This window comes from Type-A symbiont of Plautia stali (assembly GCF_059731155.1).
In genome coordinates this window covers 2,841,135-2,865,573 of record NZ_AP035891.1, presented here as the reverse complement: position 1 = coordinate 2,865,573, position 24,439 = coordinate 2,841,135, and the positions used below count along the sequence as shown (strand labels likewise).

At 48.8% G+C, this 24,439-nt stretch carries 20 protein-coding genes and 6 pseudogenes; 20 read left to right on the top strand and 6 right to left on the bottom strand.

Going from position 1 to position 24,439, the window contains the following annotated elements; translation table 11 throughout:
- The first annotated feature begins 422 nt into the window (after positions 1-422).
- From AC6I8M_RS15170 to AC6I8M_RS15160, 3 genes and pseudogenes are all read left to right on the top strand, one after another.
- Positions 423-626, top strand: coding sequence for a hypothetical protein (locus AC6I8M_RS15170; RefSeq protein ID WP_498013487.1), 204 nt, complete (start codon positions 423-425; stop codon positions 624-626).
- Positions 616-1,122: a hypothetical protein gene (locus tag AC6I8M_RS15165; protein WP_072216133.1), complete on the top strand. Its 507-nt coding sequence runs from the start codon at positions 616-618 to the stop codon at positions 1,120-1,122. Before AC6I8M_RS15170 ends, AC6I8M_RS15165 begins: the two co-directional genes overlap by 11 nt.
- Before the next feature lie 931 nt (positions 1,123-2,053).
- Positions 2,054-2,953, top strand: a pseudogene (locus tag AC6I8M_RS15160) (integrase domain-containing protein).
- A 66-nt stretch (positions 2,954-3,019) separates the two neighbouring features.
- Here the strand turns inward: AC6I8M_RS15160 and AC6I8M_RS15155 are convergent.
- Positions 3,020-3,638 (bottom strand): annotated as a pseudogene (locus tag AC6I8M_RS15155) (recombinase family protein).
- A gap of 463 nt (positions 3,639-4,101) precedes the next feature.
- On the opposite strand from AC6I8M_RS15155, the gene AC6I8M_RS15150 reads away from it, so the two are divergent.
- The 7 genes and pseudogenes from AC6I8M_RS15150 to AC6I8M_RS15120 all read left to right on the top strand — a co-directional run bounded on the left by AC6I8M_RS15150 (position 4,102) and on the right by AC6I8M_RS15120 (position 8,790).
- Positions 4,102-4,281, top strand: a complete 180-nt coding sequence (locus AC6I8M_RS15150) for a hypothetical protein (RefSeq protein WP_195910867.1) — start codon at positions 4,102-4,104, stop codon at positions 4,279-4,281.
- A 181-nt stretch (positions 4,282-4,462) separates the two neighbouring features.
- Entirely contained in the window at positions 4,463-4,837 is a 375-nt protein-coding gene (locus tag AC6I8M_RS15145; protein WP_058948788.1) for a hypothetical protein, read from the top strand.
- 103 nt (positions 4,838-4,940) lie between these two features.
- Positions 4,941-5,588 (top strand): hypothetical protein, encoded by a 648-nt coding sequence (locus tag AC6I8M_RS15140; protein ID WP_058948789.1) that lies wholly within the window; start codon positions 4,941-4,943, stop codon positions 5,586-5,588.
- Between the two features lie 74 nt (positions 5,589-5,662).
- Entirely contained in the window at positions 5,663-6,418 is a 756-nt protein-coding gene (locus tag AC6I8M_RS15135) for a DUF3085 domain-containing protein (protein ID WP_318285114.1), read from the top strand.
- 26 nt (positions 6,419-6,444) lie between these two features.
- On the top strand, positions 6,445-6,687 hold the full coding sequence (locus AC6I8M_RS15130) for a hypothetical protein (protein WP_498013486.1): 243 nt from the start codon (positions 6,445-6,447) through the stop codon (positions 6,685-6,687).
- 77 nt (positions 6,688-6,764) lie between these two features.
- Positions 6,765-7,751: pseudogene (locus AC6I8M_RS15125) on the top strand (ArdC family protein).
- Between the two features lie 105 nt (positions 7,752-7,856).
- A pseudogene (locus AC6I8M_RS15120) lies at positions 7,857-8,790 on the top strand (DUF1281 domain-containing protein).
- Between the two features lie 48 nt (positions 8,791-8,838).
- Here AC6I8M_RS15120 and AC6I8M_RS15115 read toward each other — a convergent pair.
- Together AC6I8M_RS15115 and AC6I8M_RS15110 are read right to left on the bottom strand one after the other, a co-directional pair.
- The gene (locus tag AC6I8M_RS15115; protein ID WP_082670869.1) at positions 8,839-9,054 is read right to left on the bottom strand and encodes an ATP-binding cassette domain-containing protein; all 216 of its coding nucleotides are present in this window, start codon (positions 9,052-9,054) and stop codon (positions 8,839-8,841) included.
- A gap of 132 nt (positions 9,055-9,186) precedes the next feature.
- Positions 9,187-10,123: pseudogene (locus AC6I8M_RS15110) on the bottom strand (LysR family transcriptional regulator).
- A 109-nt stretch (positions 10,124-10,232) separates the two neighbouring features.
- On the opposite strand from AC6I8M_RS15110, the gene AC6I8M_RS15105 reads away from it, so the two are divergent.
- Entirely contained in the window at positions 10,233-10,691 is a 459-nt protein-coding gene (locus AC6I8M_RS15105) for an MFS transporter (RefSeq protein WP_058948791.1), read from the top strand.
- On the opposite strand, the gene AC6I8M_RS15100 is transcribed toward AC6I8M_RS15105, so the two are convergent.
- Positions 10,656-13,640, bottom strand: a complete 2,985-nt coding sequence (locus AC6I8M_RS15100) for a Tn3 family transposase (RefSeq protein ID WP_058948792.1) — start codon at positions 13,638-13,640, stop codon at positions 10,656-10,658. The genes AC6I8M_RS15105 and AC6I8M_RS15100 overlap by 36 nt on opposite strands.
- Before the next feature lie 159 nt (positions 13,641-13,799).
- Between AC6I8M_RS15100 and AC6I8M_RS15095 the strand changes: the two genes are divergently transcribed.
- From AC6I8M_RS15095 to AC6I8M_RS15060, 8 genes and pseudogenes are all read left to right on the top strand, one after another.
- The gene (locus AC6I8M_RS15095; RefSeq protein ID WP_498013485.1) at positions 13,800-14,384 is read left to right on the top strand and encodes a recombinase family protein; all 585 of its coding nucleotides are present in this window, start codon (positions 13,800-13,802) and stop codon (positions 14,382-14,384) included.
- A gap of 390 nt (positions 14,385-14,774) precedes the next feature.
- Positions 14,775-16,253: pseudogene (locus AC6I8M_RS15090) on the top strand (SulP family inorganic anion transporter).
- A gap of 18 nt (positions 16,254-16,271) precedes the next feature.
- A complete protein-coding gene (locus tag AC6I8M_RS15085) occupies positions 16,272-17,099 on the top strand; it encodes a universal stress protein (RefSeq protein WP_498013484.1) in 828 nt (275 codons plus the stop codon).
- A 187-nt stretch (positions 17,100-17,286) separates the two neighbouring features.
- A complete protein-coding gene (locus AC6I8M_RS15080; RefSeq protein ID WP_318285119.1) occupies positions 17,287-17,649 on the top strand; it encodes an MFS transporter in 363 nt (120 codons plus the stop codon).
- A complete protein-coding gene (locus tag AC6I8M_RS15075; protein WP_318285120.1) occupies positions 17,646-18,065 on the top strand; it encodes an MFS transporter in 420 nt (139 codons plus the stop codon). The genes AC6I8M_RS15080 and AC6I8M_RS15075 overlap by 4 nt, the downstream gene beginning before the upstream one ends.
- A 393-nt stretch (positions 18,066-18,458) precedes the next feature.
- The gene (locus AC6I8M_RS15070) at positions 18,459-19,043 is read left to right on the top strand and encodes a DUF2913 family protein (protein ID WP_195910868.1); all 585 of its coding nucleotides are present in this window, start codon (positions 18,459-18,461) and stop codon (positions 19,041-19,043) included.
- A gap of 338 nt (positions 19,044-19,381) precedes the next feature.
- On the top strand, positions 19,382-20,014 hold the full coding sequence (locus AC6I8M_RS15065) for a hypothetical protein (RefSeq protein WP_498013483.1): 633 nt from the start codon (positions 19,382-19,384) through the stop codon (positions 20,012-20,014).
- A gap of 408 nt (positions 20,015-20,422) precedes the next feature.
- Positions 20,423-20,734, top strand: a complete 312-nt coding sequence (locus AC6I8M_RS15060; RefSeq protein ID WP_498013482.1) for a hypothetical protein — start codon at positions 20,423-20,425, stop codon at positions 20,732-20,734.
- A 399-nt stretch (positions 20,735-21,133) separates the two neighbouring features.
- On the opposite strand, the gene AC6I8M_RS15055 is transcribed toward AC6I8M_RS15060, so the two are convergent.
- Positions 21,134-22,093 (bottom strand): sugar kinase, encoded by a 960-nt coding sequence (locus tag AC6I8M_RS15055; protein WP_010616168.1) that lies wholly within the window; start codon positions 22,091-22,093, stop codon positions 21,134-21,136.
- Positions 22,094-22,102: 9 nt separating this feature from the next.
- Positions 22,103-22,936, bottom strand: coding sequence for a DeoR/GlpR family DNA-binding transcription regulator (locus AC6I8M_RS15050; RefSeq protein WP_022549463.1), 834 nt, complete (start codon positions 22,934-22,936; stop codon positions 22,103-22,105).
- Between the two features lie 620 nt (positions 22,937-23,556).
- Here AC6I8M_RS15050 and AC6I8M_RS15045 point away from each other — a divergent pair.
- Positions 23,557-24,399, top strand: a complete 843-nt coding sequence (locus tag AC6I8M_RS15045; protein ID WP_498013822.1) for a substrate-binding domain-containing protein — start codon at positions 23,557-23,559, stop codon at positions 24,397-24,399.
- Positions 24,400-24,439: the final 40 nt, after the last annotated feature.

Genomic DNA, 24,439 nt, shown 5'->3' with positions numbered 1-24,439 from the left:
ATCGACCTCTAAAAGTTATACTGTACCAGTAGATGTTGATACTGCAGCAGCAAGAATTAAAAGGAAGTATAAGTTTATTTCTAATGATGAACTGAGATCAATCAGAGAAAAAATAACGATGGCGAATGGACTGCCAGCGCAATTACCGATAGTAATCAGGAATGGGATGCGATGACTGGAAGTTATTATAAAATGAGCTCATACTGGGGTGACTATGATGATCACCTTACTGTTGAGCTTGAAAAAATGGGTCAGGTAGTCGTATTCATATAACGTACAGTTCTTCTTCAAAGCAAAGACTCGCAAGTAGCGGTTTGCAGAATTTAATGCAAAATATTAAAAATGTGGCTGAAGGGAAATAATTAATTATTAAGGGTGTGGATATTGCTATATCCGCACTCGTAAATATATAAGGAGTAAGCGTGTTTAATCTCTTGTCCTGTTTTCATAATAAATATAAAGGCCGAATTATAGAGTGTGACGAAACCCTGGATTACAGAGCCAACTTTGAGCATGCATTAAAATTTAAAAAAAGACTGGGCTTTAATGAAGGTTCAATAAGGGATTTGATAGATGGTGAATTGGATTATAATAATATGATGACAAAAGTATGTCATGAAGCATGAAGTGGATAGCTTCTCTTTTTCAGCAGGGCAATGTCTTAAGTGGTGTCATTTCCTTCAGCCATATTTTGAATCCGCACTTGGCTGTAAAATTTGGACAACAGTCGGTCAATTATGGAAGGGAGATAAATGGATTTATAATCCCACATATGATGAGTTTGAAAAATGGTCCAGTAAGGGATTTCAGCCCGAAGATTTTTCTGAGACGCCTGCCCTAAATCTTCATGCCTGGTATACAACAGATACTGGTCATTTGATTGATATTTCATATCTGAGTACACTTTCAAGTGTATTTCCTGATTGCCATGAATATACCGGAGGTGTGCTGGTAGGTAAGCCAAATGATATTTTTCCTGGCCACCAGTACGTACCTGTAGTCGTTGGGCAAGGTATAGTAGAAAAAATTCAAAGCAAATCTTTTATACCTTTTCTTGCTAATGACGTTGAGGATCTAATGGCTGTTGGAATGGTGATATATGCAGACCCTGACAATGAATAATATAAGAAAGTTGACGATCATCTGGGGCGTTGCTAACATCACCAGTGCATTAGAAGTCGCTACGGCGACCATCCAAAACCCCTGTAACCTGAGAGGGGTGCCTTCGGGCGGTTACCAGCCAATGCTTCAGCGGTCTGAGAGAAGCGCCTTCGGGTGACTGCCAGCTAATGTCCCACATACCTGAGAGGGACGCCTTATGGCGGTAAACCCGTTTAACCTTTGAAAACGGGGGCCACTAATGTGGATAAGGTCACCGACCAAAAACTGGCCGGCTAACGCCTCAATGATTCACATCTTCCTGATGTTGAATTGTCATTAAAGGAGCTGAATCAGGCTCTGATCTTTCACTACGTTATGATTCTTGCCAGGGATACGCCCTGAGTTTCGTACGACTTTTGCATCGACGGATAAGGCCATTTGGTACATTTGGCCGCTTATGGAGTTGCATTAGGAGCACGAAGCTGCGCGGCGTCACTTGTGAAGTGGCGAAGACACTACCAATTGACGCGCGCAGCGCATAACGTCTCAACCCACGTACGACGTGGTTTTCAACGTTTTACTACCATCTGACCAACATGTAGTCCGTGTCAGTACGGTATTAAACTCACTTTTACATCAACGTAAGCACGACGGAAGGCCGTCTGAACGTTCAACTATCAGTAAGGAGGAAATCGACTCGGTATCGATGGCGACACTGCGAACAGTAGTGTTGGAGGCAGCTTGACGTAAGTCAGCTCTGCATAAGCAGCAAACAGATCAGAGATCTGGGGTGCCTCGCAAGAACTCAACAATTCGCCGCCCCGATGCACAGATACCAGTTGAGACGCAGGAAGCGCAAAAGCAACCGTGTCGTCGGGGATGAATTACTGGGGTACAGATCCGTCCGCTTATTTACAAGCCGAGGGACGTGTATCCCTGTGGAGATATAGGAATGTCCAGATTCAGTAAACAGCTGTGTAAACAACTTGTCACACTTGCTCGTCAGGGACGGGGAAGTTATAAAACTGTGGCTGACCGCTCAAGAATTGCAGAACGTTTTTCTGAACGTCTGTCTGAACTGAATATTCAGATTAGGGACGTAAAACATATCAAAACTTCCCATATTGAAAAGTATATTGAGAGCAGGAAGGCAGATAGTTTGTCTCTCAGGACGTTACAGAATGAGATGTCTGCTATCCGCTCTGTTTTATTATCAGCAGGGAGAAATAAACTGGCCGATCCCAATCATACCAGCCTGAGTAATCAAGCCCTGGAAATTTCTGGTGCTAACCGGGATGGCACTAAACTCCCTATTACAGATGAAAAACTTAATGCGGTTGTGAATTTTGCGCTTAAAAAAGATGAAGGTGTTGCGCTCGCGGTACAACTTTCAAGATACCTTGGGTTGAGAACAGAAGAAACCGTGCAGTCCGCAAAGTCGTTAAAAACATGGAAGCAGTCATTGATTAACAATAATGAGCGTGTCCGTGTTGTTTTCGGGACGAAAGGCGGGCGGCCGAGAGAAACAACAGTTTTCAATCGTGAAAAAGTTTTATCAATTCTTGATAAGGCAATTCATTATGTCAATGAACATAACGGAAAGCTGATTGATAAACCCTCTCTGCATACCGCAATTGATCGTTACCGAAATATTGTAAGAGAGGCAGGGATGAATGGTAAAAATGCGCCGCACAGTTTACGTTATGCTTACTCACGGGATGCTGTAAATCATCATATTAAAAATGGAATGAGTCGCGATGAAGCCGAGGCATTAGTTTAAATGGACCTGGGCCACGGAGATGGCCGGGGGCGGTATATCAAACAGGTTTATTTTCGTGAGGAAACAGAATAGACGTTTTTACAATTCAATTTTAGGATGTAACGCCACAGCACAATCAGGGCTGTGGCTTATTCAAAGTCAATCTTTATCCTTACATGCTCGAATAACGGTCATGCGTGATACGCCAGCGAGCCTTGCCGTTTCGTTTATTGACTTTCCGTTTTTATTGCGGAGAGTTCTTATTAATTCATGTTTTTCCTTGTCTGCCAGCCTTCCCCTGTATTTTCCCTTCTCCCTGGCGCTTGTAATTCCCTCCATCTGCCTTCTGCGGCGATCTTCATAATCTTTACGAGCAATTGCGGCTAACATATCCAGCATCATATTATTCACTGCCCGGAGCATACTACGGGTAAAGTCATCAGCTGCGGATCTGGATAGCGCAATATGACTTGTAGGCAGATCAAGGCTTATTATTGAAAGCGATTTCTCATGAATCATCTTTTTTAAAGACTCCCAGCCGTTATCATCCAAACGTGAAAGCCGATCTACTTGTTCTATAACTATCGCATCTCCTGGCTCTGCATCCTGAAGCAGTCTCATCAGTTCCGGTCGATGCAATGCTGCACCTGAAGCATTTTCAACATACCAGCCAGCTATGCGATGATTGTGTTGTTGAGCAAAGTCCTTGAGCCTCGCTTTTGCACGCAACGCATCCTGTTCTATGTGTTGAAGCACGAAGATATCCAAATATAAACAAAGTCCCTCCGGCAGTAACATTAAAATAGTCACATTCCAATTGGTATCATATGAATGGTAACTTATTTATATTCTATCAATAAATTGGGTAGTATTTAATAGGTACACCCATTTGATACCTAGGTTGACATAATCACTATTTGCTCTGAAAATAGACAGGCTTACTTGTTGCTACATGCAACCAGCTAATGCTCCGGCAGTCTGAGAGGAGCGCCTTCGGGTGACTGCCAACCAACGTTTTACCGGTCTGAGAGAAACACCTTCGGGTGACCGGAAAATCCTCGCAGCCTGAGAGAGGATACCTTCGGGTGGTAAATCCGTTTAACCTCTGGAAACGGATATCACTGAATAGTGATTGAGGTCATTTCAACTTATCAGACAGTCAGAATGTTGTTTTTTCTGACTCCCCGACGGGAAACACTTCCCGGCCGGGCAGGTGTTTCCTTTTTTTATGGAGAAACACAATGTCTGTCATCTCTTCTGCGGTTTTCCCTGAACACCTTCTTACTCAACTTCAGCAGTCTGCTGACGCAACTGTCTGGAAATTAAAATCTTTCATTTATCTGCATCGCAACAGCGGCTGGTATGTCAACGGCTCGGGCAATTATGCCGTCCGTGCGCATATCACTTCTGTCAAAGACTAGGGCGTTAAGGTCTTTCTTACCGTCCGTACAGGCTGCCACCGCGGCGAGTATGTTTTTCACCGCCTGCCGGTCTCCTTTCCTGAGGGAATGACAGGTCGTCGAAACGCATACCGCCATGCCTGCCGTCAGGCACAGCATTTGGCACACCTGCGCTACAGTTTTCTTTCCGGAGGGCATTCTTATGACTGAAGCGCTGCACGATGTCACTTTTCGTATTCTGTCGATGTCTGAGGCCCGACGGGATGTATGTCCCGCTCATTACAGCCCCGTAAGTGGCGTTTTCATCCGGGGCGAAATCCTCAGAGATAACATCTCCTGTGGCGAACAGGTTTTTATCGCACCCCTCGGTGATTGTGATCCGGCTGACCCCGAACTTTGCGTCTGGTGTCAGTATTACGGATATTCTTCCCGGGTTAAGGCTGGCGACATACTGAATGGTGTGGCCGTTTCTGGCATAAATTTCGCTGATCCACTGTCGTTAGCTGTGCTGCAACGCCTCCGCTTTAATCCTGAATATGTGTATCAGGAGCAATCAGATTCATATGCACTGAACTGATCGGCTGATGAAGGCCGTGACCGTAAAATGTTGTGGACCCTGACGGGGATTTACTCCCGTCCGGGGCATAAATCCCCCCTTTTTATTCGCGGAGGATTTATCGATGAAAAACCTATTTTCTTCGCCGGCTTCCATGTCGGTTGTCTACACCATCGAGCATGTCAGCACGGTTCCGTTGCGACACTGGCATGCTTTCGTTCTGGCCGTTACAGAAACTTTCTGGCAACTGCCGGTGCGTCTGCGTCCGGGGAATACGTATCTGCCGTCGCTTAATCGCGCGGCTGACCTGTTTCCGGTTGCTGATGTCATGGCGTTCTGTGGCGACACAGGCGGCAGTGTCTGGCCGGTCAACATGACGATTGAGCGTGAGCGCAACCGCAATACGCTGAGTATCCAGGAGCTGGATTTTCAGCATCAGCCCTGCGATTTCTTTGCACGCATTGTGATGGTCCTGCTGCATAACCTGTGTCCTGACAGCTTCCGGATACATTCTTCAGACGAGGGTCGCAGCTGGGCGTTACCGTTACGCTGGATTGAACAACATCTCGGCTTGCCTGAGCAACCGACGCTGACCGCGCCTCAGCCGGTACTGAAAACACCGGTGAGCGATGGCGCGTTTGATTCCCTGCTGCTGCAGCTGCTGTCTGGTGGTGAGCGGGTACTGAGCAACGACGACTGGAATGCGTTTACAGAAGCTGAATTTCAGCTGTATGAACTGAAGCGGGTCGCGGAAAAATCTGACTCGTTTTAAACAGTAATGACTTTAACCCCGTCGGGAGAGATGACTCCGGACGGAGCGGCTCTCCCGTTTTTACAGGAGAACCCATGCTTTTTTTCGACAATAAAGACCTGACGAACGTCCTGCTGACCGCCCGCATGCAGGGAGGCCGGCTTCGGCTTCATCTGGCAAAGGATGAGGGTGTTTATCTTATGCCGGCCACCGGTGCCTGGCAGGGCAACGATCCGGTGCCGCGTATTGCGTATGCCGCAGGGTGTCACCCTCAGAAAAATGAGAACTGGTACGAAACGGCGCGCCTGCTTGCTGGCGGCAATGATTTAATTGAATCACTGACGATAAGCGACGCGGTCGCCACCTCTGTACTGTCCGGCAGGACGGACCTGAGGATCCTGATTACCAATACACAGATACAGGTGCTCACCGCAGCGACTGACCGGGTAAAAGTGGCGCAGTATCGCCAGAAGACCGATCAGTTTTTGGTGAGTGCGGTCTGTCACTTCAGTGCCTGTGTCGGGCCTGATGAACTCTGCCGCTGGCGTGAAAACGCCGTGCGTCTGCTGACCCAGGCGGCCTTCATCAGCTGTAAGCGGGCGAAGCCTGAAGATCATCAAACCTTTCTGAACGCCTGTGGCAGGCTGCAGGCCAGGTTATCCCAGGTGACCCCGCAGGGGGCGCTGCGAATAACCGGACGTTATCACCCCGGCAGGGACTTTTCCTGCCGGAAAGGTTCCTGCCTCTTTCTGAACCGAAGGAGGCCCGTATGGGACTGGATATATTTCTCTACAGCCAGCACAGGCAGATCGTCGCAGTACCGGCACCGTATCATCCGGTGTGTGAACTGAGCCGCGATTTTTCACTGGTTACCTGGGTGGATAAGCATGTCGGTGAGGTGGAAAACGCGACCTATCTGGAACTGTCACGCGAGCATATTCAGCAACTGAAAGAGAGGCTGGACTGTGCGATTGCGACATTTACAGAGGGTAATGAGGATAATCCGCTTCTTCAGCGCCAGCTGCAGTACGTTTTCACCCTGCGTGACAGGCTGGAAAGCCTGCTCAGTGATTTTGACTTTGAACATGAATACCTGTGTTTTATGCCGCATGGTAACTGACTTCTGAATTTCCCGTCGACGGGCGTATCTCTGCGCCCGCCGGCGCAGGGGTATGCCTCTGATTAAAGGTATATCTCATGAAAAAAACAACTTCACACAAGGCGGCTCGCCGTCCGGCAAAACAGACTGATCTTTATCGCCAGATCACCGACCGCATTGTTGTCGCGTTGGAAAACGGCGTCGCGCCCTAGCGTAAGCCGTGGCGTGCGGCTGCCGGCAGCGGTCTGGCCGGTCTGCCCCTGAATGCCACAACCGGACGTCACTACAGCGGCGTGAATGTCCTGCTTCTCTGGATGTCAGCGGAAGAGCAGGGTTTTCGCAATAATCACTGGATGACTTACCGGCAGGCGCAGCAGGCTGGCGGGCAGGTGCGTAAGGGTGAGAAAGCCACCCTGGCGGTGGTTTATAAGGACTGGACGAAGCAGGCGGAGGATCGAGAAGGCAACCGCCTTTATGACAGTGACGGTAAACCGCTGATGGAAACCGTGCCGATGCTTAAACCCCTGTAGTTGTTCAACGCTGAGCAGTGTGAGGGGTTGCCGGCAGAGGTTGCGGCTTCACCTGAGCAACCACCGACGGTGGATGAGGACGGCATACTCTGTCCGGACGTGATGAACAGGGTGATCCGGATGTTTAACGCCACAGGGGTTAAACACCGGATGCTGCCTCAGAACCGGGCTTATTACCGCCCGCTGACGGATGAAATTGTGATGCCGATGGCTGAGCAGTTTTTTAAGGAGGCGGACTGCTGGTCCACGCTGTTGCATGAGCTGGTACACAGTACCGGTCATGCGAAGCGACTTAACCGGGAGGGGATAACCTCCTCATCCCGGCAGTTCGGGGACCCGGTGTATGCCTTTGAGGAGCTCATCGCCGAAATGGGCAGCGCGTTTTTGTGTGCTCAGCTCGGCGTGTTTGGTGAGGTTCAGCACGACAGCTATGTGGACCACTGGCTGAAGGTGCTGAAATCTGACAAAAAGGCCCTGTTCCGCGCCTGCCGGCATGCCCGGGAAGCGTCGGAATATCTGCTGGCACTGCATGAAAGTCAGGCTGTGGCGGCGTAATTAACTTATCCGGTGGCGGTTATTCCGTAACTGCCGCCGTCCCGTGAGGACACCGCTCCTCACGGGGCTGTGTCCTCTTTTTTTTATGAAAGAGGAGTATTCACTATGTCCGAATGGTGTCATAACCGCCTGGAAATCACCGGTAAATCCGTCTGCATCGATGTCATGCTGCAGTGGATAAACGGCACTGACGTACCGCGTCACCGCCACGCCGTGCAGCAGAGCATACAGCTGTTTCTGGCCGACGCGGCGGGGATACTCAAGCCGGTGCGCACAACGTCGTATCCGCCTTTTCAGGGTCTGGTCCGTGCAGGCACAGGGCTTTCCACTGCGGCCAATCAGGCGTTTGAAAGCTGGCTGGCGCTCCTGCTTAAGGATGCCGTCCTCGATACGGAAACTATCAGGACCATTGACCGGCTGTATCACCAGTCAGGTCTGGGCGCGCTGAAATGGGAAAATATTCCCGACCCGGCACGTGAGGTTATGGCGGAGCTGATTGCCAGGCAATACACCGACTGGTTTGGTCTGGTCAGTGCCGGCGATGAGTCTGATGCCGCAACTGCCTGGGAGCGGCTCAGCCAGTATCCTGAACGCTCCAAGCCCTGCGATATGCTGGCCGTCATACCTACGCGGCTGGCAGCAGAGCTGAACGGTTCCGGGGGGCTGATGTCAGGCGTATCGACCATAACCAGCCTCTACTGCAGGCAGTACGGTATTGGAGTGGCCGGCCGGGCACAATGTCAACTGGCAGCGCCATACGCCAAACAGTCTTACGCTGCAGATGGATACGCCTTGGTTCCCGCCGTCAGGTGAGGTTGTCGGGGAAATTTCTGCGGTATTTGACTGCGAGGTGCGTCACAGCTACAGAGAGTCCTTGAGCGGTCTCAGCGGTTACGACTGCTATGACGGCGGCGAACATGTCGACGGACACAAAGGTGCGTCCGGAGCGTCTCAGCCCAATCGGGTACTTTATCTCGTAAGCGATGAGCCAGCTTTGCCGACTCAGGATATTGCATCCTACAGTGAGGTACGGGGTTAAAAGCCTGCGCCTCCGTTAACTCTGTCACGGCTATGCCGTGGCCTTTTTTCAACCTACTACGCATTTTTCCAGCAAAACCAGCCCTTCTTTCGGCAGCAACAATCCCATCAGAGCTCGCAGCAAAGTATTTTTACCGGAACCAGTAGGTCCGCTCAGGCCATACAGAGGGCTTTCATCTGAACTCAATTTACAATCTTTAACCGTCGCCGTATGAGTATTATTCCTGACTCCGTAACCATTCTTAGGCCTAGTTCCATCAGGCATTCAACGCACAATAACGCTTCGGTTCCCTGATGATTACCGGGGGCAGGTCACGCCTGGTGAAAAAACTGTGGTCAACATAGAAGAGCATTGCGGTAATACGTGGCTGCGGCGTATTCTGGAAAAATAGGTTCTTTAATCTATTCCGGAAGCCACAATCAAATCCTGCGCGACCCGTTCGGCCAGGAAGTCGAGCAGCACCCTGACCCTGGCCGGCACATGGCGGCCAAGGCCGACGAACACCGCATGAATGTCTTCCACGGCGCCGCAGTTGTGGTTTTCCAGCAAGGGCACCAGCCGGCCGGCGGCAAGGTCGGCTCCGACGTGATAGCGCGCCAGCCGGGCGACACCGACACCGACCCCGGCCAGCGCCATCTGACGCATGCTCTCGCCATCGCCCAGGCGCAGACCGCCTGAGGGTGCGATGGCGATGCGCTCGCCGTCATAGTCGATGAAGGGCCAGGCATCCACATGCCGGGCGTAGTTGAAGCCCAGGCGCCGATGCTGGCGCAGGTCTTCGGGTCTTTCGGGGATACCTGTGCGCCGTAGGTAGTCGGGCGAGGCCACCACCACCATGCCGCTCGCGCCAATTCGCCGTTGGGTCAGCCACGAGTCCGGCAGCGGCCCGGTGCGGATAGCCACATCGCTGCGGTCGTCCAGCAGATCGACCACGATGTCGCTCAGTGTCACGTCCAGTTGAACGTCCGGGTAGCGTTCCAGAAACTCCGGCAAATGCGGCAACAGGTAGTGGATGCCGAAAGCCACATGGCTGTTGATCCGCACGCGCCCACGCGGCAATCCCACCTGTGCGGCCTCGTGCTCGGCGCAGTCGATGTAGTCAAGGATGCGCAGGCAGCGTGCATGGAAGGCGCTGCCTTCGGGCGTGAGTTGCAGCTTGCGCGTGGTGCGGCAGCAGCTTCGTCCCCAGGCGCGTTTCCAGCCGATTGATGAGTTTGCTGACGGCCGAGGCCGTAATGCCCAATGGTTCGGCGGCTGCGGTGAAGCCTTCGGCGGCCACCACCGCGATGAACACTTCCATCTCGAAGGCGCGATTGATGTTCTGTCGAGACATATAAAGAATCCATTTCAATGGTGAATTGAGCTAAAGCATCTATTTCATCGTAGCTGTTCCCTCTATGCTTCGGAAAACTTGTTCCAATTCATCTATTCCGGAGTGTTTGATGGCCGTTTCCACCCAGCGCGGCACCATGCCCGCTTTGCTGTCCATGATGGTCGGTGGCTTCGCCATCGGCACCAGCGAATACGCGAGCGTCGGCGTGCTGCCGCAGATCGCCGATGACCTCGGGGTCAACTTGGTGCGCGCCGGGTTGGTCGTCAGCGGCTATGCGCTGGGCGTCAGCTTCGGGTCGCCGATCCTCGCGGTGCTGACGGGAAACCTGTCGCGCAAGACGCTGATGCTTGCGGTGATGGCCTTGTTCGTCCTCGCCAATACGGTGGCCGCGTTGGCCGCGAGCTATGAGTTCCTCATCGTCGCGCGCATTGTCTCTGTCTTGCCGCATGGCATCTTTTTCGGCATCGGTGCGGCGATCGCCGCGAGTCTGGTGGGGGAAGGGGTCCGCTTGGAAAACGGAAAATATCCTACGTTATGCCTGTTTTTTGTACAGACCGTTATCTACTGAGCGTAACGAACGGTATTTTCCCTGTCCCAGCTTAAGGTTTGTTCGCCAGACGTAATCCCCACTCAGGTTGATGTGTTCCCATCCCAGCGGCGACAGATGAGAAATCAGCTGTTCATTTAGTGGGATCCCTTTTCGCTTCAGAGAATCTATGGCTCTTTCTATATATACTGTATTCCACAGTGAAATCGCCGCAGTCAGCAATGTCAGCCCGCTGGCCCGGTAGCTCTGATTTTCCAGTCCCCGATCTCTGATTTCCCCCAGCCGGTGCATAAAGACTGCTCGTGCAAGGGCATTGCGGGCCTCACCTTTATTCAACCCCGCCTGTACACGTCGACGAAGGGAAGGATCCCGGAACCAGTCCAGCATAAACAATGACCTTTCGATGCGGCCAATCTCCCTCAGAGCCTTTGCCAGACCATTCTGTTTCGGGTAGCTGGCCAGCTTTTTCATCATCAGTGATGCTGTGACCGTTCCCTGCTTTATAGAACTTGCCAGACGCAGTACCTCATGCCAGTGGGTTTCAATTTCCTTAAGATTCAGGCTGGTTGAGGAGATGATTGACTGAAGCCCTGGATACAACTCAGCTTTTCCATGAATAAACAGCCGCTTGCCATTAAGAGCCCGGATCCTTGGCGCAAATTCGAATCCGAGCAGATGCATTAGCGCGAAAACGTGCTCGGTGAAGTCTGCGGTGTCGGTGTAATGCTCTGTAATTTCCAGATCGGTTTCGTGGTACAGCAGACCATCAAGCACGTGTGTTGAGTCCCGCACACGACTGATGACTTTGGTGTAAAACGGGCTGTATTGGTCCGAAATATGCGTATAAATCTGCACGCCAGGCTCCTGACCGTATTTCAGATTGACCTGACCCGCATAACGCCCGTGACTCCCCACCCGAAAGTTCTGTCCGTCAGACGATGACGTTGATCCATCGCCCCAGAATGCTGCCAGAGGCCGTTTTTTCTGAGCATTAACCAACTCGGCCAGTGCAGCTGAATAGGTTTCATCCCTGATGTACCAGGCCTGGATGCCCTCAAGTGACGATTTTGTCGTTCCCGGACAGGATTCGGCCATTTTTGTCAGCCCAAGGTTGATGCTATCTGCCAGGATGGTGGTCAGTAACAACTTCCTGTCTTTAGGTCTGACGTGGTTATTTTTGAGATGTGTAAAATGGCGGGTAAAACCTGTCCAGCCGTCCACTTCATCCAGCATTTCAGTAATTTTAGGGTGAGGCAGCATGCCATAAACCAGATCGCCTAAAGGGGATGCTGCTGAAGGGACACTGTTATCCAGCGGAGTAATTTTCACGCCTTTATCCCATATATCAACATCGGGCAAATCACCGACCAGCGCCATCGCATTGACTTCCTCCAGGCGCGATGCCAGAAGAGTCATACGGCTCTTGATGTATTCATGGTAATCAGTCGGAACAGTAAGGGGTAACTGGTTATCCCGGAGGGATTTGTCAAAATCGCCAGACGGGATCAGATAATCATCGAAATTCCTGTTGCGGCGAGATCCTTTTACCCAGATGTCACCTGAACGTAAGGCTCCCTTTAGTTCATTCAACACGCAAAATTCGTAATATTTTCGGTCAATGCCTGTAGGAGTGATCACAACTTTTCTCCAGCTTTCCGGGATGAACCCGGTTGGCGCGGAAGGCGGTACTTTTCGGAGTTGTTTTCGATACATCTCCCTGACGGTATCCAGTGCATCACTGAGAGGCATTGCGGCGGGTGCAGCCCTGAACTGCAACGCGGACAGCATCCGGGGGGCGTATTTACGCAGCGTACTGTATTTTTCGGTGATCAGGTGCAGCGGGTCGAAATTGTCCTTACGTGACAGGAACCGTGTCTCTTCAACGCTGTTGATGAATTCCTGCCAGGGAAGGACGTCTTCTATTGCAGCCCAGGGATCTTCACCGGATTCTCTGGCATTAAGCAATGCCTGCCCGACAGTAACGTATTGCTTCAGCTTACTCTGAATCAGCTTTCCCGTTTGCTGGAGTTGTTCGGCCTGCGTGCGTTTTGCCCTGCTGAACAGGCTGCCCAGAATGCGCTCGTGCAGATCAATAACTTCGTCAGTCAGGGTGGCCCTGGCTTCCGATATGACACAAACCAGCGAGGCATAACGGCGAACAGCCGTAAATTTTGCCAGGTCCCGGCTACTCATTTTCCTGCCTTCACGTGCGAGTTTCAGGAGCCGGTTCTGGTGAACGGAAAGCGCAATACCGTCAGGCAGTGCCAGCGACTCTATCGCATTTAACCGGTCGATATGTTGCAGGACATTCTTACCATTAATTTTTCCCGGAGGCTGGAGCATCCAAGCCAGCCGTGAAGGTTGCTCTCCCTCAGAGACCAGCAGACGGTCCAGCGCCGCTTTATGTTCCGGTTCAAGCTGCTCGGTCAGCGCAGAAAATACCGCCCTGTCTGCAAGCGTTGTGGCTTCGGCCAGGGTTCGCTCGATAACATCAAAAGAAGGGAAAATGACATTATTATTGTGGAGCCAGGAGAGCATTTCTTGCGCAAGTAAAAAACCTCTGTCTGTCCGCATGGCGTGGGGATAAAGGTGGCGAATGCAGGCTTTTTGCAGCGTCCGGTTGAACGGGGATAATTCCAGGTAGCGGTAAAGTTCAGCCAGATGCTCCCAGCGGGTGACCTCTCTTGATGCATACTCGGCCCACAAATCAGGCTGAAGTTTCAAATGAGCCGCAAGCCGGGAAACGACTCCGTCGTGAGGAGACGCATTTTTGTCGGGAGGAAACCCCGCCCCCCGCAAATAACAGAGTAAAACAGCAAAGCCCAGGCGGTTTGCGGGTCTGCGGTGTTTATTAATAAGCGTGAGATCATGTTCACTCAAAAAACACATGCGTGTCAGAAGGACGTCATCATCCAGTACAACCAGCAAGCGTTCTTTTTCTTCACTACTGAGTATTTGTCTCCGCGGCATAAATGCTTCCTCTACAAATAGTTCATTGTTGTTATCGCTTTGCACTGACCGAAACCGGTCGGTTTCGTACACTTTCTAATATATCTGTCCGAAAGTAAGTGAAATTCATTTCGTACAGGTGCTATAATTCGGACGTCCATTTCGTACGGAAAGTTTCCTATGTCACGAGTTTTTGCTTACTGCCGGGTTTCGACTCTTGAGCAAACCACCGAGAATCAGCAAAGGGAAATTGAAGCGGCGGGTTTTGCCATCAGACCCCAGCGACTGATTGAGGAACATATAAGTGGTTCGGTTGCTGCCAGCGAACGTCCCGGTTTTATCCGGCTGCTTGATCGCATGGAAAATGGTGATGTACTGATCGTCACCAAGCTGGATCGTCTTGGGCGTAATGCCATGGATATAAGAAAAACTGTAGAGCAACTGGCTTCATCAGATATTCGTGTTCACTGCCTAGTGCTCGGAGGTGTTGATTTAACCAGCGCTGCCGGGAGAATGACGATGCAGGTGATTTCAGCGGTGGCGGAATTTGAACGGGATTTGCTTCTTGAGCGCACACATTCAGGTATTGCGAGAGCGAAAGCAGCTGGAAAGCGGTTTGGTCGTCCTTCAGCTCTGAATCAAGAACAACAACTTAATGTTATTGCACGTGTTAAGGCTGGGGTAAGTATCAGCGCCATCGCCCGGGAATTTAATACTACCCGGCAAACCATACTCAGGGTAAAGGCAGGACAGCAATCATCCTGAATGTAGCTCCAGCTTGACGATCAGCTATGTGCCAGGCATTTCAAAGCAAAATATGTGTATCACTTGTTGGTGAGGACTTATGTACTGAATCCCGGGTTTGACCCTGCCTGTAATTTGTTTATAGTATTGGGCGGCTTTGGTTTGGTCCTGGCTCAGACCCTATGCCTCTCATTCATCCCGGGCAACAGACCCGGCAATACATGCTCTCTCGCTCTGGAGAATCGGACAATCGTTATGCGTAATTACGCCACCCTGAGTTTTTCCTTCCTCTGTCGTACTGAGCGAACCTCAGAACGCACTCAATAACATCCCGTCTGCGGATGTGCTTTACCGTACGTAAAAATGTAGTCCTCCGGGGCTGACTCTGTATCTAAAAACTGAGAAATAACTATGTTGCTGTCCTCGACGCGTAAGGACTGGCTGGGTATGTCCGTGGTGACATTCTGGCTGGTATTGTTGTCGCGCTCGCACTCATTCCAGAAGCGATCGCCTTTTCCATTATCGCCGGTGTCGATCCCCAAGGTGGGCCTCTACTCGGCGTTCAGTATTCCTCTCGTTATGGCCTTCTTTGGCGGACGTCCGGCGATGATTTCGTCATCCACCGGCGCAATGGCGCTGCTGATGGTGACGCTGGTGAAAGATCATGGTTTACAGTATTTACTGGCCGCCTCCATACTGACCGGAGTATTCCAGCTGATAGCCGGTTACCTGAAGCTCGGCGGGCTGATGCGTTTTGTTTCACGCTCAGTGGTCACGGGATTTGTTAATGCGCTGGCAATACTGATATTTATGGCCCAGTTGCCTGAGCTGACCAACGTGACATGGCATGTTTATGCCATGACTGCGGCGGGGCTCGGGATCATCTACCTCTTCCCTTATATCAACAAAACCATTCCTTCACCGCTTGTGTGCATCGTGGTACTGACCGGCATTGCCATGTGGCTGCATCTGGATGTGCGAACCGTCGGCGATATGGGGAAACTTCCCAACAGCCTGCCGGTCTTCTTGCTTCCTGACGTGCCTTTAAATCTCCAGACGCTGCTCATCATCTTGCCTTATTCTGCGGGGCTTGCTGTGGTTGGCCTGCTTGAGTCGATGATGACCGCCACTATTGTGGATGACATGACCGACACGCCAAGCGACAAAAACAGGGAGTGCAAAGCTCAGGGTATCGCGAATATCTGCACATCCTTTATCGGAGGAATGGCAGGCTGCGCGATGATTGGACAATCCGTTATCAATGTAAAATCCGGTGGACGTGGACGGCTTTCAACCCTCACAGCAGGCGTGGTGCTGCTTTGCCTAATTGTGTTTCTGCGCGACTGGGTTTCCCAAATCCCGATGGCAGCGCTTGTCGCGGTGATGATTATGGTTTCCATCGGGACATTCTCCTGGCGCTCCATTACAAACCTGCGTACACACCCCCTTTCAACCAGCGTGGTCATGCTTGCTACCGTCGCGGTTGTGGTGGCAACACATAATCTGGCCTTCGGCGTGCTGACCGGTGTACTGATTGCTTCGCTCAACTTTGCTACGAAAGTATCCCGGTTCATGCGTGTAACCTCAGTTCTGGAAGGGACGAGCCGGACGTATACCATCACCGGCCAGATATTCTTTGCATCAGCAGACCGCTTTACCAGCCACTTTGATTTCCGTGAAGCGATTGAGAATATGGTGATAGACGTTTCACACGCCCATTTCTGGGACATCACATCCGTCAGCGCCCTGGATAAGGTGGTCATCAAGTTCCGCAGAGAGGGCACCGAGGTTGAGATACGTGGGATGAATGAAGCTACCCGCACCATCGTTGACCGGTTTGGTGTCCACGATAAACCTGAAGAAGTCGAAAAACTGATGGGCGGTCATTAACAGACCGGAGGGAAAACTATGAATAATACTGTTACAGCCTGTGTGGACGGTTCACTTTCAACGCGGTCCGTGTGTGAATATGGTGCGTGGGCAGCCCGCACTTTACACTCACAGCTTGCACTGTTGCACGTTATCGAAAAAGACAGCACCCCGGTGGTGTCAGACCTGACCGGCACTCTCGGCATAGACAGTCAGCAATTGCTAACCGATGAGCTGGTAGAAATCGAAGGGCAACGTAATCGCCTGCTGATGGCGCAGGGGAAAGCAATACTGGAAAGTTGTGCTGAACTGCTTCAAAAACAGGGAAGCACTAATGTGCTTTTGATGCAAAAACACGGTACACCGGATGAAATTCCGGCACAGCTGAGCGACCTTTGTCTCATGGTGCTGGGGCGTCGGGGTAGCCAGTATCCGGTAGGCTCTCATCTGGAAAGCGTTATTCGTCTGCAAAAGAAACCCCTGCTGGTTGTTCCGGAGAACTACTCAGCGCCTTCCAGAGTCATGTTTGCTTATGATGGTAGTGAAGAAAGCAGGAGAAACTTGGAGCGTCTGACGATGAGTCCCTTACTCAGCGGGCTGGAGTGTCACCTTGTCATGGTAAACGGTAAGAAAGAAGGTCTGCTGACCGCACAACAAATTTTACGTGACGTGGGTATAGAAAACAGCACAGCACATATTACCGGGCAATCCGTCGGGGATGCGCTTATTCGTTACGCCGAGGAAAATGCTGTCGATCTGATAGTAATGGGGGCCTACGGCCATTCCAGGTTGCGACAATTCTTTATCGGTAGCCATACCTCTGAAATGCTGCAAAAGACGCAACAGCCGCTTCTTATCCTCCGTTAGTACTGATTTTCTTAAATAAAAAGGGCGAGTTTTCTCGCCCATCGTCATGAAGTGGGTTAGCCATCTATCACATAGATCACCCTGAATCGGCATGAGTTCAACGACATAAGCCTGCCTAAAAATCGGCTTAGCGTAGGATATTTTCCGTTTTCCAAGCGGACCCCGGGAAGATTGGCGGGCCTCGGCAGTGGCGATCGTGTTCGGCGGTCTGACAACCGCGGTCGCCGCTGGCGTGCCGATTGCAACCGTCATCGGGCAGCGCCTGGGCTGGTCGATGGCCTACTGGTTTGTCGCGGCCATCGGTCTGGTGTCGCTGCTGGCGATGGCGGCCACTTTGCCGCGGAAGATTGACGTCGCGCCGGCCGGCAGCTTCATTGAGCAGGTTAAGGTGCTGGGCAGCGGACGCCTGCTGATCGTTTTTGGCATGAACTTCTGCGCCTTGGGCGGCACTTTCGTTGCCTTCGCCTACCTGCCCAGGATCCTCGCCGACATCACCGGCTTTGGCCCGAACGGCGTGGCGTGGATGCTGGCCCTTTATGGGGGGCGGTGATCGTCGGCAATTTCCTTGGCGGGCGGGTATCCGACAAGAAGGTCGTGCCAGTGCTGGCGCTGATGCTCGGCGCGCAGGCGGGGGTGTTGTTGATCTTCACCTTCACGGCCTCGTCAGTGATCGGTTCGATCCTGACGCTCGGCGTGCTGGGCGCGCTCATGTTCTGCAACGTGCCGGGGCTGGCGCTCTACGTCGTGCAGCTTGCTCAGCGCCATCGGCCGGGCAACGTAGACATCGCTTCCACCATCAACGTGTCGGCCGCCAATGCCGGCATCGTGCTAGGCGCCTTCATCGGCGGGCTGGTGGCGGATTCCCGGCTGGGACTGGGTGCGACGCCGTGGGTTGGCGCGATTATGGTCATCGTCGGTTTGCTGCTGACCTTGTGGAGCGGCTGGCTGGACAAAAAAGATAAGTGACCGAACAATGCGTTTTTTTTATTTAGACAAACACACGGCGTTAAGCATGTGTTGAAGACTTGACATAACCTTGCCTGAACTGGTACAGCTTGCTCTAAGGCAAATATAATAGACTCAACGTCGTTTTTTCACCTCCTCTTAAATAATGAAAGCAGGAGCGGATATGTGGTCTGGGGGAGAATAAATATGCTCTCGTAAAACTTACTGTAAGCCTAGGGATATTGGTGAGGATGGAAAAGCGGTGTTCAATTTCGTTCGCCATGTCAGGATGGGGGGATGAAAATAAATCAGGGGCCATTTTTATGAGTCAGGAGCAGGGACCCTCCTGAGGAAAAGTATTCGGGGAAAGTAATAACTGGTAGATGAGAGAATGACGTAGTGACAGATGAATCCTTGACAAAGAAAGCAGGGCATATGGCGTGGTGCGCACTAGTGGCGCTGAGACTGGCGGGCCAGGGTGGCGCAATCAGGTCAGAGTTTGAGGAAAATCTGTTTCTGACGCGCTGGCTGGCGGCAGCATTGAAACAGCATCGTCTTCCGAGAGAAGTAGCACCTGACATTGAGTGGTTGCTAAAGCAGGGAAGAACTATGGGGGGGAAGGCCAGGCTTTCAGGTAAGCTTGAATACCTTTGGTATTCTGGTAGCGGAGTGTTGTCAGAACAAACTGACCTTTTCCGGCTGACTTTTGCGCTGGAAACGGCCAAGGCTATGAACTGGATATACTGTTTACTTTCAGAGCGAGAATGGACTGGTCGCAATGCTGTTTCAATGAATCCGGATATGAATGGTATCTATATTTGTCGTTCTGCACTGGCTGTGGCTTTTGATGAAGACGGTAAACAAGTAACACCGCTCAAAGTCCGTATAACTGGTAATATTCCACCATTTGAAATGGTGTTCAGGCGATGTGGATGGCGGATTGATGATGAGATTAACCCAGAAGTTACTCATCTCTATAGCCTGATCACACCTGTCTGACAAAAAGAGTCAGTTGACATGGACTTTAAAAAATCTCATCAGGTGTCTCCTCGATATCCTTAAATCGTAGGTTTTTTTTCAGTTGAGCGAAGAATCTGTTTTGCCTGCATTTTGGGGTGATAGCTTTTTTCTATATCTCCAGGTCCGGTCATCGGTTGTAGTTATATTATGCTGTAAAGCATAAATTATATCTTTACTGCTTTGGTCGGTTTTGATATTATCTGGAGTGATTTAGTAAAACGTAATGGGATGATTTGTAACTTATTTTATTGGGTGTAATGCGATGGCTGAAAATAATAAAAAAGGGGTGAGGGAGTATTTTGATTTGTTGAAGTCTCATGAGTCATGATTTGAAGAACGGCAGAAAAATTGCAAATAACCGACTGGAATTAAAATTATTCATTGTGCTGGTTTTTACTGTTTCGCTCGCCTTCACGTTCATGGGTATTTATTTTCTTATTAAGCCTGCCGGGCAATGGCTTATCAATTTATCTGCGCTGCTCATATTTCTATCATATCTTTTACTGATGTTTATTCCCCTGATTAAAGTCTACCAGGAACGAGGGTCGATTAAATATTTCTTTTTTTCTCCGCTAAGTGCCAGTATTGATCAGAATATTAGAAAAGAATCTATCATTGATGAACGTTTCGTTCCAGAGTTTATTTTATTAGGAAAGGACACTCTTGAAATAGGGTTGATGGAAGTCAGGCATGAACGGGAATATTTGAATAAAAGAATAAATCTTGTTGCAGGGCCTGTCGAAAAATTAGGGATACTTCCAGGTGTCATCTCTATGATAATCACTATATCAAAACCGATTGAAGGACATGACTGGATTACAGGACTGGCATATGGTTATATAGCTTTAACGGTTCTTTCCCTGTTATTTGTTAACTTATTAGTGAAATATGATCGTGTCATTGCATTGACGGAAATCGCCCTGTCAAGATGCAATAGGGAAGAATACTAACTATTGGTTGGAATTACTTATGCATTTGAAAATGCGAGGTTAGCTAATGCTATAAGTATTTATGATGCGCTGTTCTGCACTGTAACAAGAATGTTAAATAGACATAAGTTACGAAAAATGTTATGTGAAAACGTAGGTTTTATATGCGCGACATGAAGATATGATGAACACGCGTCATTGCCTCTCAGCAGCACTTTAATGTTCCTGACAATCTTACAGTGACACTCAAAACACTCTGAAATTATCATTGTGCAGTGATTTTTAGGAGGACTTGACTTGAGGGCATAATTTCGGGAAGACTAAAGCTAATTTTAAAAAGCGGGAGTGAATTTGAGGTGGTAGGGCATAGTAATGAAAATCAGGTTATTTTTCAATTCTGTAATGGGAGGATGACAGCTAATTCGGTATATGAGAGGCTATAACTGCATTGGGGGGCTTTACTTAAAATTACACCAGGCAAAAATGCAGCTTCTGATTGAGAGTTTTTGGATATTTGCCTTAAAAAAAGGAGGAGTAGTGAATAATTTAATTATTATTATTGTTACAATGTTGTTGTGTTTCTTATCTATTTATTTTCTTTTCCAGTGGCCACTGGCTTTGGGATCACTGGCTGCATGGGTAACAACGGGCTCATTTTTTTTGCAGGTCGTCCATATACTTAAAAATAAAGATACCAGTGGGTTATCAATTGGGATGTGGGCTGCACTTTTTTTGGCGTAAGTTGCTGGTCTGCGTATGGTGCAAAGCTAAACGACTTACCACTATTAGTTGCAAATGGAATAACAGCGTTAATGGCACTTATAGTCATTATGTTAAAATTATGGAATGAACGTCCTCGTAAGCGTGATGGTAACGGAAGGAAAATAAGGCGTATTCCTGGCATAGTACTTCGGCCAAGAATAAAGAAAGCCAAACCGCTAAAATAGCTAGTCTATTTTTTCTGGTGATTATTAATTTGCATTTTATGTCTGTCCTCTTGTTTTAGTATAGTGATACAAATATGAATGCTCATGAATTAAATCCGTAAGACTATATTGCTCAAATATATGGAAATAACCTCTTCTGTCACCAAAAGTCAGTATGTTATTAGATATAACCCCTCACTCAGGAGGGGTGAGCTCATTTAGCGGAAGACAAAAGACTTTCTATTTGTGTAAGAGATGACAGACCTTCCATTGGCCCTCTGGAAGAAACAGCTAAAGCACCACTGGCGTTCGCATACTTCAGTGCTTTTTCTTCCGGATAGTCGGCCAGCAACAGGCTGACAAATGTTGCACCGAAACAGTCTCCCGCCCCGGTTGGATCGACAATCCTGGTCCCCAGACCCTGAACATGGCGTTCTCTGATTTTTCCTTTAGATAAACGGTAATGGCTTGCTCCTTTTGGGCCTCTTTTTATTACGACGTATTTTATTCCATTATTTAATAATTCATAAACAACCTCATCCTCAGACTGATTTTTTGTCCTAGAGAAATGAGATATTTCACTTTCACTTGGCAAAAAAATATCTGTATACTCAAGGATATAGTCAAAGGCCTGTTCCATTTCGGGAATATTCAGCATTTCCTTACGAATATTGGGATCAAAGGAGACGGTTCCGTTATGCTCTTTTACAATCTCAATGGCTTTTCGCATCGCATCAATGATACGAAAGGAAAACAAGGATGACCCCATTATATGGATATGCTGGCATTGCTTTAGTAATTTAATATCAATATGTTTTGCAGTAAAGTGACCACTGGCGCTATTAGGGATATTAAATATAAAATCACGTTCTGTCTGGTTGCGGTAGCTGACAAAGGCGGTGCCTGTGGGGGCTTGATCAATAATACTGATACCATCGGTTATGACACCTTCAAGGCGCAATCTTTCGATGTTCAGTCGACCGAAGTCATCGTTACCCACACAACCGAACAGATTGGATTTAAATCCCAGTCTGGCTACTTGTGCTGCAAAAATTGCGGGAGCACCGCTGGGATAGGGGCCGGTGAACTCACCGGGTTGAGTAAACCCCTGATTGGCATTCCTAGAGAGGAATTCAACTAAAAGTTCACCCATAGAGCAGATATTAACAGACATAGTCACTCCTTATTCTCCGGATAAGTTACGGTTAGACCATGTAAAACATTCATTATTGCTGTAGCGAATGTTGAAATCGGCATCGGAAAGTAATTGCTGATAATTTTCATTTATAAAACGGCAGGTTACCAGATTATTCACCTGACTGAGACTCCCGAGGGTAGGTATCGTTCCCGATATTTCATGGACAGGGTTAAGTATCGCAGTTGTATCCTGAGCTTTATCGATACATCTCTGGTAATGTGATGTCAGTAATGGTTGATTGACAATTAAACCACCGTTTGATTCAAGTATGCTGACTTCTAAAATACAGTGGTTAATCGTGAATTTCTGAATGACATCATCAAAGGTTTTACCTGAAAGTAATGACTCGGGACGAATGACATCATCACCAGCCACGATGATATCACCATCTATATATTGTTCAGCCAGCAGGACATGCTGTAAGTCATTAACTATCACTCTTAACTTTTTCTTCTCACAAAGAAAAGGAATAATTCTGCGACAGGTTTCACCATGACCCAGAAAGATTGTTTCCCTGTCTGAGATCAGTCTTGCACAGTGATGTGCAATCTCAAGTTTGTGTACGAGGGACACCGGCTGAGCGGAGACTGAAGATTCATACTGCGAAGAGATATTAAGAACAGCAGGTGTCGCAATCGCACCGCCGAAGGAACGTTTCAGGTATCCCTGTTGTTCGAGGTAGTTAAGATCACCTCGGATCGTGACTCCCGAAACCCCAAGGAGTACGGACAGGTCATCTACTTTTATTTCTCCCTGCTGTCCCACCAGTTCTGCAATTTTTAATCGGCGTTTTAATAGGTTAGATGATTTTCTGGGCACATTGACCCCCGGTCATAAATATATGAGGACGCTACTATAACGCCCGGTACTTTTAATTGAAAGTAACGCAGCTTCAGTCTGGATTACTGCCATAAATCACTGGTATCAAGAGTGCAGACTGTTTTAAGGCCTGTAATTTCAGAGATAAGCATTTAACTAATTAATATCAAATGGTTAGGAGTCTTATTTTGAATGTCCTTTTGTTCACGACATGAATCCTCGCGCGAGAATATCTTCCCTAGCTATATTTTAATTTGATTTAAATCAGAGAGTTAAATTTATCTTTGCTCTTTTTAAGTAAATCTCGATCTTCCTCACGCTTTTGCTTACGTTTTGCTTATATATTGACTTTCATAACGAAAGTTATGTTGTCTTTCATTCCGTTTTGAAGGCTAATCCATAATCCGACTGGATAATGTTTTAAAAGTCAGAGGATCGAAAGTGATGAAGGTGAAGATTTTGTAGCTGAAAAGAACACTCCCAACAGAGGAGTGTAGTCAGAGATGGATGAGTGCTTATTAACCTTTAATGGTTGATATACAAATCAATTACAATAAGTCTGAGGATAGAATATGAAACAGCTTAAAATTCCAGGTGTCGCAGTGTTTATCGGACTCATAATGATATCTCAGGCAGTTTTGGCAAAAGAATATCAGATAGGCGCCTCTCTGCTGACCCAGCAACATCCGTTTTATATTGAACTGGCAGATGCCATGAAAAGTGAAACGAAAAAAGATAATGTAATATTGAGTTTATCTGTTGCTAATCAGGATTTAAATAAACAACTTTCTGATGTTGAAGACTTTATCACGAGAAAAGTTGATGCCATCATTATTTCTCCAGTTGATTCGAAAGGCGTTCAGGCTGCCATTATGAAAGCCGAAAAAGCAGGTATTCCGGTCATTACCGTTGATGTGGCCGCTGAGGGGGTACCTGTTGTGACGCATGTAGCAACTGATAACTACGCTGGAGGAGTGAAGGCGGGTAAACTGATGGGGCAATTGCTTAATGGCAAAGGTAAGGTCGGAATCATTGACTATCCTGCAGTGCAGTCTGTTGTACAAAGGGTAGAAGGATTTAAAAAAGGGCTCGCCGAGACGCCGGATGTACAAATAGTTTCTATCCAGACCGGGATCACGTGCGCGGAAGCTTTAACGGTTGCGCAAAATATGTTACAGGCACATCCTGATTTGAATGGATTATTTGGCTTCGGGGATGATGCGGCCCTCGCCGCCGTCATTGCAGCCAAATCGGCGCACAATGACCAGATAAAAATTATTGGCTTTGACGGTATGCCGGAAGCGCGACAGGCAGTTGATACAGAGAAAACATTTGTCGCTGTAATACGCCAGTATCCCGATCAGATGGGGGTAAAAGCGATTGATGCGGCGGTGGATCATCTGAACGGTAAGCCGGTAGATAAAATAATCTCTGTAGCACCTGGAATTTATACTAAAAAATAACTGTCAACATTATCTGCTGATAAAACATGATAAGTGCTTT

What these genes read in the sequence shown, in the direction of transcription:
- AC6I8M_RS15165 (WP_072216133.1), top strand. Translation starts at nt 616, where the DNA reads ATGAAGCATGAAGTGGATAGCTTCTCTTTTTCAGCAGGGCAATGTCTT.
- AC6I8M_RS15150 (WP_195910867.1), top strand. Translation starts at nt 4,102, where the DNA reads ATGTCTGTCATCTCTTCTGCGGTTTTCCCTGAACACCTTCTTACTCAA.
- AC6I8M_RS15145 (WP_058948788.1), top strand. Translation starts at nt 4,463, where the DNA reads ATGACTGAAGCGCTGCACGATGTCACTTTTCGTATTCTGTCGATGTCT.
- AC6I8M_RS15140 (WP_058948789.1), top strand. Translation starts at nt 4,941, where the DNA reads ATGAAAAACCTATTTTCTTCGCCGGCTTCCATGTCGGTTGTCTACACC.
- AC6I8M_RS15135 (WP_318285114.1), top strand. Translation starts at nt 5,663, where the DNA reads ATGCTTTTTTTCGACAATAAAGACCTGACGAACGTCCTGCTGACCGCC.
- AC6I8M_RS15115 (WP_082670869.1), bottom strand. Translation starts at nt 9,054, where the DNA reads ATGCCTGATGGAACTAGGCCTAAGAATGGTTACGGAGTCAGGAATAAT.
- AC6I8M_RS15105 (WP_058948791.1), top strand. Translation starts at nt 10,233, where the DNA reads ATGGCCGTTTCCACCCAGCGCGGCACCATGCCCGCTTTGCTGTCCATG.
- AC6I8M_RS15100 (WP_058948792.1), bottom strand. Translation starts at nt 13,640, where the DNA reads ATGCCGCGGAGACAAATACTCAGTAGTGAAGAAAAAGAACGCTTGCTG.
- AC6I8M_RS15095 (WP_498013485.1), top strand. Translation starts at nt 13,800, where the DNA reads ATGTCACGAGTTTTTGCTTACTGCCGGGTTTCGACTCTTGAGCAAACC.
- AC6I8M_RS15085 (WP_498013484.1), top strand. Translation starts at nt 16,272, where the DNA reads ATGAATAATACTGTTACAGCCTGTGTGGACGGTTCACTTTCAACGCGG.
- AC6I8M_RS15065 (WP_498013483.1), top strand. Translation starts at nt 19,382, where the DNA reads ATGAGTCATGATTTGAAGAACGGCAGAAAAATTGCAAATAACCGACTG.
- AC6I8M_RS15060 (WP_498013482.1), top strand. Translation starts at nt 20,423, where the DNA reads ATGAGAGGCTATAACTGCATTGGGGGGCTTTACTTAAAATTACACCAG.
- AC6I8M_RS15055 (WP_010616168.1), bottom strand. Translation starts at nt 22,093, where the DNA reads ATGTCTGTTAATATCTGCTCTATGGGTGAACTTTTAGTTGAATTCCTC.
- AC6I8M_RS15045 (WP_498013822.1), top strand. Translation starts at nt 23,557, where the DNA reads ATGATATCTCAGGCAGTTTTGGCAAAAGAATATCAGATAGGCGCCTCT.